Origin of the sequence: Bradyrhizobium sp. 17 (assembly GCF_023073515.1) — a bacterium.
Lineage (GTDB): Bacteria > Pseudomonadota > Alphaproteobacteria > Rhizobiales > Xanthobacteraceae > Bradyrhizobium > Bradyrhizobium canariense_D.
In genome coordinates, this window is the sequence record NZ_JADPJQ010000124.1 from 50,795 (window position 1) to 58,464 (window position 7,670).

Genomic DNA, 7,670 nt, shown 5'->3' on the forward strand with positions numbered 1-7,670 from the left:
TAACTGGATTTTCGGTCAGCGGATGACGCGTCTTTCGCATCTCACCTTACGCAATTTCATGATCGCGCTCCACGACCTGCTGGCGACGACGGCGGCGCTGTTCGCCGCCTTCTATCTGCGCTTCGAGGGCGGCGACGACTTCTTCGATCGCCTGCCGCTGCTGATCCAGATCCTGCCCTATTTCCTCGCCTTCAGCGTGGTTGTGTTCTTCGTCTTCAACCTGACCACGACGAAATGGCGCTTCATTTCGCTGCCCGACGCGCTGAACATCATCCGCGTCGCGACCGTGCTGACGGTTGCACTGCTGGTGCTCGACTACATCTTCGTCGCCCCCAACGTCCGCGGCGCCTTCTTCCTCGGCAAGGTGACCATCGTCCTCTACTGGTTCCTCGAGATCTCCTTCCTCAGCGCGTTGCGCATGGCCTACCGCTATTTCCGCTATACGCGGGTGCGGCGTCACGCCCGCACCGGAGATGCCGCGCCGACGCTGCTGATCGGCCGCGCCGCGGATGCCGAGGTGCTGTTGCGCGGGATTGAGAGCGGGGCGATTAAGCGCATCTGGCCGGTCGGCGTGCTCTCGCCGTCGAGTTCCGATCGCGGCCAGTTCATCCGCAACGTCCCGGTTCTGGGCGGCGTCGACGACATCGAGGATGTCATCGCCGACTTCACCAAGCGCGGCAAGGGGATCGCGCGCGTCGTGATGACGCCGACGGCATTCGAGCCGGAGGCCCATCCCGAATCGATCCTGATGCGGGCGCGCAAGCTCGGCGTGATCGTGAGCCGCATGCCCTCGCTCGAGAGCGGCGATACCCCACGGCTCACAGCCGTCGCAGTCGAGGACCTGCTGCTGCGGCCGAGCGAAAAGATCGACTATGCGCGGCTCGAGGCCCTGATCGAGGGCAAGGCGGTGATCGTCACCGGCGGGGGCGGCTCCATCGGTTCCGAGATCTGCGAGCGTGTCGTCGCGTTCGGTGCCGCGCGCCTTCTGATCGTGGAACATTCCGAGCCGGCGCTCTATGCGATCACGGAAACACTCGCGGCGCTCGGCTCCGCGGCCTCGATCGAAGGCCGGATCGCCGACATCCGCGACCGTGAGCGCATCATGCGCCTGATGGCCGAGTTCAAGCCGGACATCGTATTCCATGCCGCCGCGCTCAAGCACGTGCCGATCCTCGAGCGCGACTGGAGCGAGGGCGTCAAGACCAACATCTTCGGCTCGATCAACGTTGCCGATGCCGCGCATAGCGCCGGCGCCGAAGCCATGGTGATGATCTCGACCGACAAGGCGATCGAACCGGTGTCGATGCTCGGCCTCACAAAGCGCTTCGCCGAGATGTATTGCCAGGCGCTCGACCATGATCTTGCGACCGGGCACGGCGGCGCCAGGCGGTCGATGCGGCTGATCTCGGTCCGGTTCGGCAACGTGCTGGCGTCGAACGGCTCGGTGGTGCCGAAGTTCAAGGCCCAGATCGATGCCGGCGGTCCCGTCACGGTCACGCATCCCGACATGGTCCGCTACTTCATGACCATCCGCGAGGCCTGCGATCTTGTCATCACGGCGGCCACCCATGCGCTCGGAACGCAGCGCTCCGACGTGTCGGTCTACGTGCTCAACATGGGCCAGCCGGTGAAGATCGTCGATCTCGCCGAGCGCATGATCCGTCTCTCGGGCTTGCAACCCGGCTACGACATCGAAATCGTGTTCACGGGCATGCGGCCCGGCGAACGCCTGCACGAAATCCTGTTCGCCTCCGAGGAGCCGACCCGCGAGATCGGCGTCGCCGGCATCATGGCCGCGCAGCCGAACGAGCCGCCGATGCAGACGCTGCGCAAATGGATTGCGGCGCTGGAGCAGGCGATCGCGCGCGACGATCGGGCCACCATCAGGAACATCCTGAAGGACGCGATTCCGGAATTCGGGTCGACCGCGGCCTGATCATGCAGCCTCGAGGCAAGATCGTCGTGGCGAGCCAGCATTACCCGCCTGATCCGAGCACGACCGCGGCGATCATGGCCGAGATCGCCTGCCGCATCGCCGGGGATCACGAGGTCGTGGTGCTGTCGGGCTCATCAGGCGCGTTGCCGGCCTCGCAGACCGGCCCGGGCAAGCCGCGGATCGTCGCCGTCAAGAACCGGATGGCGGGCAAGGCGGCGCTGGTGCGGCGCGGCGCTTCCGAGCTGCTGTTCGCTGCGCGCACGTTCCTGGCGTTGACACGGGAGCTGAGGCGAGGTGACGTCGTGCTCACCGTCACCGCACCCTTCATACTGCCTTACGCGGTCGCGGCAGCGGCAAGGCTGAAGGGCGCGCGCTCGGCGCTGATCATGCACGACCTCTTCCCCGACGTGCTAGTGATGGCGGGCCTGCTGAAGCCCGGTTCGATCGTGGCCATGACGATGCGTGCCGCCAACAGCCTGATGTTCCGTGCGCTCAATGCCGTCATCACCATCGGCCGCGATGCGGAACGGCCGCTGCTGAGCTATTCCGGCATGACGCGGAACAAGATCCGCTTCATCCCGAACTGGGCGACGCTCGTGGCCGCCCCCCGGCCGGTGACGGCGGATAATCCATTCCGCAAAGCGCTCTCGGCGGATTTTGTTGTCGGCCTGTCGGGCAATCTCGGCTTCACCCATGATCCGGGGATCGTGTTCGAGGCGGCGCGCCTTTTGAGGGCCGAGCTTGGCATCCACTTTCTGCTCTCCGGCTGGGGCATCGGCTTCGAGCGGTTGAAGCAGTTGCAGACTGAGGCGAACTTGCCCAATGTCTCCTTCGTGGGGCGGGTCGAGGATGCCGAGCTCGAGGCATTCCTGGCGGCGGCCAATCTGTGGATCATTCCGTACCGGAAGGACGTTGCGGGGGTGTCGGTGCCGAGCCGGTTCTACAATCTGCTGGCCGTCGGCCGTCCCGTGGTGCTGGTCTCGGAGCCGGAGGCTGAGGCTGCGTTGACCGTGGTGGAGAACGGGCTAGGCTGGGTCGTGACGCCCGGCCGTGCCGACCAACTGGCCGAGGCGATCCGCGCGGCGTCTCGCTCCGACGCAGTCGCGATGGCGGAGCGCGCGGTCAAGGCGGCGGCGAAGTTCGATCGCGTCACCGCGATGAACGCCTATGCCGGGCTGATCGACGAATTGCTGCGCAACACCGAACTGACGGAGCGACGATGAACGAGCGCAAGCCAGTCGTGTTGGTGACGGGTGCGAGCGGTTTCGTCGGCCGTCATGTCGTGCCCGCACTTGCGCGCGAGGGGTGGTCGGTCCGCCGCGCGGTGCGCAGATCGGAAGGCATGGACGACGAGGTCGTGATCGAAACGATCGGCCCCGAAACCGACTGGCAGGCGGCGATTGAAGGCGTCGACGTCGTCGTTCATCTCGCCGCGCGGGTGCATCACAAGCACGAGGAGCTGCGGTCCAGCTCTATCGCAACGTCAACATTGCCGGCACGCTGCACCTGGCGGGCAGCGCGGCGACGGCCGGGGTGCGCCGGTTCATCTTCATCAGCACCGTTCTCGTGCACGGTCGCACCAATGACGGCCGCGCGCCGTTCAGCTAGGACGATGTCCCGACGCCGCGCGGTCTCTACGGCATGTCCAAGGCCGCGGCCGAAGCGGGCTTGAAGACGCTGGCGCGCGACAGCGCCATGAAGATCTCGGTGATCAGGCCGCCGCTGGTCTATGGTGCGGGCGCCAAGGGCAATTTCGCGCTGCTGACGCGTGCAGTGAGCCTCGGGCTGCCGCTGCCCTTTGCCGCGATCCGCAATCACCGCGCCTTCCTTGCCGTGCAGAACCTGTCGTCGTTCATCCTGCGCCGGCTCTCTCATCCAGATCCCGCGAGCAATTTGGAGATCTTCTGGTGGCCGACAGGGAACAGGTCTCGACGCCCGAGTTCATCGCGCGGCTGGCCAAGGCTGCCGGCAAGAACTCGCGGCTGTCCGGTATGCCGCAGCATCTGCTCAGCACGCTGCTGAGCCTGATGGGCCGGTAGGATACCCAGGACAGCCTGATTGGCTCGCTCGAGCTCAACCTCTCAAGGTGACCGCGACGGGGTGGCAGCCGCCGGTGTCTCTCGACGAGGGGCTGCGGCTGGCGCTGGCGGCTCAGGACGCCTGAGGGCGGGAGAACCGGCGCAGCACGACGCCGATCGCGATTGCGCCCGCCAGCAGCGCGATCAGCGTGATCGTCACCGAGCCGGCGCGAGCGGTGACGATGGCAAGCCCCGCGAGCACGAGATTGAGCGCGAACACCTCGCCGATCACGCGAGAGACCGTGAAGCCGTGGTCAGTGGCGCGCTGGTAGAAATGCGAGCGATGCGCCGACCAGAATTGCTCGCGCCTGGCGATGCGCCGGAACAGCGTGATGGTGGAATCCACGAGGTAATAGGCAGGCAGCAACAGCGCCGCGGCGGGCTGCCCGCGCCAGGCGAGCTCGAGCAGGCACCAGCCGAGCAAAAGGCCGATCGGCAGGCTGCCGACATCACCCAGGAAGACCTTTGCGACCGGCTTGTTGAACGGCGCAAAGCCGAGCATGGCGCCGCACAGCGCCGCGGCGATCAGCGCGGCCGGCCACGACAGATCGCCGAGCAGTCCCAGCAGCAGCAGCGCCGCGGTGACGGGCACCACTTCCGCCACCGTCATCAGGTCGAGCCCGTCCATGAAGTTGACGAGGTTCACGAACCACACGCCCGCCAGCACGATCAGTCCGCGCTCCAGCGCGAGCGGCAGCGCCGGCACGATGCGCGCGGTCTCGGGCGTGGTGAACACGACGGCGCCGACGGCTGCGGCCTGCAGCACGAGCCGTACCAGCACCGGCAGCGACTTGATGTCGTCGGCAAATCCGACCACGGCGATCAAGACCGTCGCAGCGATCAGCGCCGGCGGAATCGCGACGTTCGCCCAGACTGCCCAGGCTGATGCGACCAGCAGCGTCGCTGATATCACCGCGATGCCCGCACCCTGCGGGGTCGGGATGCGATGAGAGGACCGCGCGTTGGGCCGCGCCAATGCGTAGCGCTGGAGCAGGGGGCGGCTGGTCCAGGTGATGACGCCCGACACCAGCGCGGCAATCGCAACGGCAAGCAGCGAGGGGACGGCGCCGAGCGCATCGATGGCCGCGCTCACTGCGGCACCCCGAGCGGCGCCGATCCCTGCGCGGCTTTCTCGGCGCTGAGGATCCAGACCAGACCGCCGATCGCGCCGACGATGAAGTACACGGCGCCGAACAGCAGCGAGACGTTGACCCCCTCGTTTGCGGCCAGGCCCGCGAAGCCGAACGCGAGGGCCATGGTGGCTTCCCGCACGCCCCAGCCGGCGATCGAGATCGGCATCATCGTGATCAGCATCACCGGCGGCACCAGCATAAAAACGTCGCTGAATCCGACCGGCGCGGCGATCGACTGCACGACGCACCAGGCGACCACGACGGCCAGCACATGCACGGCGAGCGACAGGATCACGACGGCCGGTCCGCGCGAGCGGCTGAAGATCACGCGGTTGGCGATCACGGCACAGGCGTGGATGTGATGCGTGGCCCACCAGGTTTTCAGCCAGTGCCATTTCAGCGCGCCGAAGACCAAGAAGCCGAGGCCACCCGCGAGCGCCGCGAGGTCGACGAGCAGCAGCGCCGAGCGCCCGTGCGGATCGGCGATGAGGCCGTAGCTCCAGGGCAGGCTCGCGACGATCATTATCGCGAGCGCGATCAAACCGATCGCGCGGTCGACGAAGATCGAGTAGGTCGCAGCGCGCCAGCCGGCGCCGGCGCGCGCGACGAGCCACAGCCGGACCGCATCGCCGCCGATGGCCGAGGGCAGGGTCTGATTGAAGAACGATCCGATTACGTTGTAGCGCATGGCCCGGCCGAGCTCGAGCGGGGCGCCGCATGCGGCGCTGATCTCGCGCCAACGCAACACGCCGACGAAGATTTGCAGGAACGTGACGGCGATCGCCAAGCCGATCCAGAACAGGCTGGTCACGGTGAAGCGCGAAAACAGTTCGGACAGATCGACCTTGCGCAGCGCCAGGTACAGCAGCGCTCCGGAAATCAGGATCTTGGCCGTCGACAGCAGGATTCGGCGCATTTCGCCCGCATGAACAAGGGATTTGAAGCAACCCGACGCAAGGCGCCGAATTCGGCCGCTTTGGTATGGTTTTGGCGCCGATCTTGCAATAGCGGTGATCAGGAGCCCGCATGCAGGGCGGCCGGCTATTGCGGCCCCGTCGATGCGGAGGCTAAAGACGCGCCGCGGGCGAAAGATCGAGCGACGGATCGGGCGAAGCGGTCCTTGGGAACAGGATGAGGGATCACCGCAGATCGTCCGGCTGCCGCAAATGCGCCGTCTAAGGTCTACAATGTCGGCAACCACCACCCGGAAGAGCTGATGCACGTCGTCGGAGTTCTGGAGCCGGAGCTGGGTCGGACGGCGATCAAAGAATTGCTGCCGAGAGACCTTTTGGAAACGTTCGCGGATGTCGAGGATCTGATGCGCGATACCGGCTTTGCACCGTCTACGCCGATCGCGCACGGAATTCGTAATTTTGTCACCTGGTATCGGAACGACCTCAAGGTTTGAAATGACGATGGACAAACGCATTATCCCCCTGATCATGTGCGGCGGTGCCGGAACGCGGCTGTGGCCGGCTTCGCGCGAGGTGCGCCCCAAGCAGTTCCTGCCGCTGTTCGGCACGCGCTCGACCTTCCAGGACACGCTGTTGCGCGTCTCCGAGGCCTCGCTGTTCGATCGCCCGATCGTCATCACCAATGCCTCCTACCGCTTCATGGTGCTGGAGCAGCTCGCCGAAATCGGCATTGAAGCCGACGTGATCCTGGAGCCCATGCGGCGCGATTCCGGGCCTGCGATCGCCGCCGGCGCGGTGTTCGCGCAGAACCGCGCCAGTGAGGCCATCGTGCTCGCGCTCGCCGCCGACCACGTGGTGCAGGACAATGCCGCCTTCGTCGCGGCGTGTCGCCAGGGCCTCACCGCCGCGAGCGCCGGGCGCATCGTCACCTTCGGCGTCAAGCCGGAACGGCCGGCGACCGAATACGGCTATATCAGCCCGGGCGAGGTCATTTCCGGCGAGGTGCACGCGGTCGCGCGCTTCGTCGAAAAGCCGGATGCGGTGAAGGCGGCCGACTACCTAAATTCCGGCTATCTCTGGAACAGCGGCAACTTCATGTTTCCAGCCAGCGTCCTGCTGGACGAATACCGCAAGGTCGATGCGGCGAGCGTGGAGACCATCTCCAATGCCGTGACCAATGCCGGTCGCGATCTCGGCTTCGTGACGCTGGAGCCCGAGGCGTTCGGCGCGGCCAAGGCGATCTCGATCGACTATGCGGTGATGGAGAAGACCGCGCGCGCAGCGGTCGTGCCGGTGTCGTGCGGCTGGTCCGACGTCGGCTCCTGGCACGCGGTGTGGGAATTGTCGGACAAGGACGCGCAAGGCAATGCTTCGCATGGCAGTGCGGTGTTCGAGGATTCCCGCAACTGCAACGTCACCACCGACTCCGCGCTGGTCGCGCTCGAAGGCGTCGACGATCTCATCGTGGTGGCGACCGCCGACGCAGTGCTGGTCTCGCGTCAGAAGGATGCCAACGGGCTGAAGCGGCTGGTCACAAAGCTCAAGGCGGTCGCACCGAAGGTCACCGAGGAGCACCTCAAGGTGCATCGGCCCTGGGGCAGCTACCAGT

At 66.2% G+C, this 7,670-nt stretch carries 7 protein-coding genes and 2 pseudogenes; 7 read left to right on the forward strand and 2 right to left on the reverse strand.

The window, feature by feature from the left end; translation table 11 throughout:
• Positions 1 to 22: 22 nt before the first annotated feature.
• From IVB13_RS30320 to IVB13_RS40510, 5 genes and pseudogenes are all read left to right on the forward strand, one after another.
• The gene (locus IVB13_RS30320) at positions 23 to 1,936 is read left to right on the forward strand and encodes a nucleoside-diphosphate sugar epimerase/dehydratase (protein ID WP_247456790.1); all 1,914 of its coding nucleotides are present in this window, start codon (positions 23 to 25) and stop codon (positions 1,934 to 1,936) included.
• A 2-nt stretch (positions 1,937 to 1,938) separates the two neighbouring features.
• Positions 1,939 to 3,159, forward strand: a complete 1,221-nt coding sequence (locus tag IVB13_RS30325; RefSeq protein ID WP_247491085.1) for a glycosyltransferase family 4 protein — start codon at positions 1,939 to 1,941, stop codon at positions 3,157 to 3,159.
• Positions 3,156 to 3,608 carry an NAD-dependent epimerase/dehydratase family protein gene (locus IVB13_RS30330; RefSeq protein WP_247456792.1) on the forward strand — a complete coding sequence of 151 codons (453 nt, stop codon included), beginning with the start codon at positions 3,156 to 3,158 and terminating at the stop codon, positions 3,606 to 3,608. The genes IVB13_RS30325 and IVB13_RS30330 overlap by 4 nt, the downstream gene beginning before the upstream one ends.
• Positions 3,578 to 3,763 (forward strand): annotated as a pseudogene (locus tag IVB13_RS40505) (UDP-glucose 4-epimerase); the annotation flags it as partial. The gene IVB13_RS30330 and the pseudogene IVB13_RS40505, both read left to right, overlap by 31 nt.
• A gap of 80 nt (positions 3,764 to 3,843) precedes the next feature.
• Entirely contained in the window at positions 3,844 to 3,975 is a 132-nt protein-coding gene (locus IVB13_RS40510; protein ID WP_346732292.1) for a hypothetical protein, read from the forward strand.
• 112 nt (positions 3,976 to 4,087) lie between these two features.
• Here the strand turns inward: IVB13_RS40510 and IVB13_RS30340 are convergent, their stop codons facing one another.
• Together IVB13_RS30340 and IVB13_RS30345 are read right to left on the reverse strand one after the other, a co-directional pair.
• Positions 4,088 to 5,107 carry a glycosyltransferase family 4 protein gene (locus IVB13_RS30340; RefSeq protein WP_247456793.1) on the reverse strand — a complete coding sequence of 340 codons (1,020 nt, stop codon included), beginning with the start codon at positions 5,105 to 5,107 and terminating at the stop codon, positions 4,088 to 4,090.
• Positions 5,104 to 6,063, reverse strand: coding sequence for a lysylphosphatidylglycerol synthase transmembrane domain-containing protein (locus IVB13_RS30345; protein ID WP_247491087.1), 960 nt, complete (start codon positions 6,061 to 6,063; stop codon positions 5,104 to 5,106). Before IVB13_RS30345 ends, IVB13_RS30340 begins: the two co-directional genes overlap by 4 nt.
• A 222-nt stretch (positions 6,064 to 6,285) precedes the next feature.
• Here IVB13_RS30345 and IVB13_RS30350 point away from each other — a divergent pair.
• Both IVB13_RS30350 and IVB13_RS30355 read left to right on the forward strand, forming a co-directional pair.
• A pseudogene (locus IVB13_RS30350) lies at positions 6,286 to 6,555 on the forward strand (UDP-glucuronate 5-epimerase); the annotation flags it as partial.
• 7 nt (positions 6,556 to 6,562) lie between these two features.
• On the forward strand, positions 6,563 to 7,670 hold a 1,108-nt coding region (locus tag IVB13_RS30355), incomplete at its 3' end, for a mannose-1-phosphate guanylyltransferase/mannose-6-phosphate isomerase (protein ID WP_247491090.1).

What these genes read in the sequence shown, in the direction of transcription:
- IVB13_RS30320 (WP_247456790.1), top strand. Translation starts at nt 23, where the DNA reads ATGACGCGTCTTTCGCATCTCACCTTACGCAATTTCATGATCGCGCTC.
- IVB13_RS30325 (WP_247491085.1), top strand. Translation starts at nt 1,939, where the DNA reads ATGCAGCCTCGAGGCAAGATCGTCGTGGCGAGCCAGCATTACCCGCCT.
- IVB13_RS30345 (WP_247491087.1), bottom strand. Translation starts at nt 6,063, where the DNA reads ATGCGCCGAATCCTGCTGTCGACGGCCAAGATCCTGATTTCCGGAGCG.
- IVB13_RS30330 (WP_247456792.1), top strand. Translation starts at nt 3,156, where the DNA reads ATGAACGAGCGCAAGCCAGTCGTGTTGGTGACGGGTGCGAGCGGTTTC.